Source organism: Chamaesiphon sp. OTE_75_metabat_556 (genome assembly GCF_031378165.1).
Classification (GTDB): Bacteria; Cyanobacteriota; Cyanobacteriia; order Cyanobacteriales; family Chamaesiphonaceae; genus Chamaesiphon.
In genome coordinates this window covers 1-2,207 of the sequence record NZ_JANNDR010000509.1, presented here as the reverse complement: position 1 = coordinate 2,207, position 2,207 = coordinate 1, and the positions used below count along the sequence as shown (strand labels likewise).

General features: G+C 48.0%; 3 protein-coding genes. 1 reads left to right on the top strand and 2 read right to left on the bottom strand.

Annotated elements, in window-relative coordinates; all coding sequences use genetic code 11:
• On the top strand, positions 1–633 hold a 633-nt coding region (locus RMO27_RS20335), incomplete at its 5' end, for an aminotransferase class I/II-fold pyridoxal phosphate-dependent enzyme (RefSeq protein ID WP_309735976.1).
• A gap of 99 nt (positions 634–732) precedes the next feature.
• Here RMO27_RS20335 and RMO27_RS20330 read toward each other — a convergent pair.
• Complete coding sequence (locus RMO27_RS20330) at positions 733–1,731, bottom strand: GntR family transcriptional regulator (protein WP_309735973.1); 999 nt, start codon at positions 1,729–1,731, stop codon at positions 733–735.
• 215 nt (positions 1,732–1,946) lie between these two features.
• On the bottom strand, positions 1,947–2,207 hold a 261-nt coding region (locus tag RMO27_RS20325), incomplete at its 5' end, for an RNA methyltransferase (RefSeq protein ID WP_309735971.1).

Here is a 2,207-nt window from a genome sequence, read left to right as displayed (position 1 = left end):
AACGGCGCACCAATTCGAGTGGTATTTATGATACATCCCAATTCACCGACGGGTAATGCGCTGACAGCAGCAGAGCTAGACTGGATGCAGAGTTTACCTTCAGATATTTTGGTAGTCATCGACGAAGCTTATTTTGAGTTCAGCCAGCACACCGTCGTTACCGAATTAGCCGAGCATCCAAATTGGATCGTGTTGCGGACATTTTCTAAAGCCTTTCGACTCGCCGCTCATCGGGTGGGTTATGCCGTCGGACATCCGCAGCTCATCGCGGCGTTAGAACAGGTCAGATTACCTTACAATTTACCGAGTATGTCCCTGGCTGCGGCTGAGTTAGTCTTACAACACCGTCAGTCGTTATTGGCAGTAATTCCCGAACTAATTAGCGAACGCGATCGCTTATTTCTCGCCCTAGCTAAACTCGATCGACTGAAAGTTTGGCGCAGCGACGCTAATTTTCTCTACGTGCAGTTGCTAGGAGTGAATGATGCCGAGCTAGCGATGGCCGAGTTAGTTGCTAAGTTAAAAATTCAAGGTACATCAATTCGGCATACTGGCGGCGGGTTGCGGATATCGATCGGGACTCCAGCCGAAAACGATCGGACTATCTCTAGAATCAGTCAGCTTTTTGTTTGATGTTGGCATGAGAACAAGAATGAGTAGGGGTAATTCATGAATTACCCCTACTCATTATAATCATTCTTGTTCTTGCTGCTCGTAGACCCGAAACCCTTCCTAAATCAATCCTAATTCGCGTTTGAGTAGGTTAATTGATTTGAGGCCGATGTAGCTTTCACTTTCGACGATTTGGGGAATGCGGATTAAGTCATCACCAGCGGCTTCGATCGCTTGATGGACGATACTTAGACTGGCTTTGTCGCTGATAATGGTATGAGCGCGGCGAATGGTGGCATTGAGCTTGTAATTATCTTTGGTTTGGCACGTCATCACCAATAAGTCGTCGCCGCGCATACTATGTACCATCATTTCCGCGACAGCGAGAATGCCACCGCTGAGGCTGACAATCCCCACGTAACTATTCTTGGGCAAAGTTTTGACTAGGGCTAATTCTTTTTCATAGTCTTGAAGATCGACTGGAATAACCCGGATCGAGCGAGGTGCGACTAGTTCGCTAGTTGCTAATTTTGCTTCCACACTACCGATATGGTAACGACTGGTAACAACTGTCGCTGCCCGCGATTGGACTAATTGCGCCTCCAATTTGTCCAATGTGACTAATTGTACGGGAATACCGAGGGATTGCTGTAATTCTTGGAGCATCAACTCGCCCGCACCCAAATCTGTTTTGGGCACGGTCACAAATACTCTGGCACTACACCGCCACCGCCAATCAATTTCGGTCAAAAATAATTCTCGTGCTTGACTGAGTGAGTAGCCCTGGGCGAGGAGCGTATTGAGACTTTGGGAGACGAGATCGATCGCTGACAGACTCGGATCGATATGGGAATCAGCAATTAGATGGTTGCTTTCGTGTCCCAACGATCGCACATAAATCCCCGAACCTGGGACGGATTCAACTAATCCCGTGCCCTCTAATTGACTGTATACCTTACCGATCGTGTTGCGGTGCAATCCGGTCTGCATTGCCAATTGGCGGGTACTGGGCAACCGATGCCCAGGCGAAAATTGGCGAGAAGCGATCGCAAACAACATTTGATCGTAGAGTTGTTTGGAGACGGGGATTTCGCTATCAGTCTGAATGTGGAATTGCATCGGTAGATCGGTTGACAGGATCGGGATATTGGAGGTTCCGTGAGCTGTTGAAGCATCGCAGTGTCAGCTAGAAATCGAGCGAGATTTTAGCTGACATTCTCAGAATACCCTTACTACAGTCTGAGATGAGGATCGGGCATTACATTCCCTAGAAACATCGCATCGTTAATTTCTAATGCCATACCGATCTCGGCAATTGCGCTCATCACTCAAATCTATTGCTGCTGTCTGCGCACCTCAAATAACATCAGTGCGGCAGAGGTGGCGACATTTAAGGACTCAACTGTCGCAGACATCGGAATCTTGACTTGCAGATCGGCCAAGGCTAACAAATTTTGGCTCAAACCCGCACCTTCGTTGCCTAGTAAGATCAGCGTTGGCGATCGCAAGTCCACGTCCCAATAACTAGTCTCGGTATGAGAAGTCGTCGAAACAATTTGGACGCCTTGCTGCTGGTAACTGGTAACTAATTCTTC

What these genes read in the sequence shown, in the direction of transcription:
- RMO27_RS20330 (WP_309735973.1), bottom strand. Translation starts at nt 1,731, where the DNA reads ATGCAATTCCACATTCAGACTGATAGCGAAATCCCCGTCTCCAAACAA.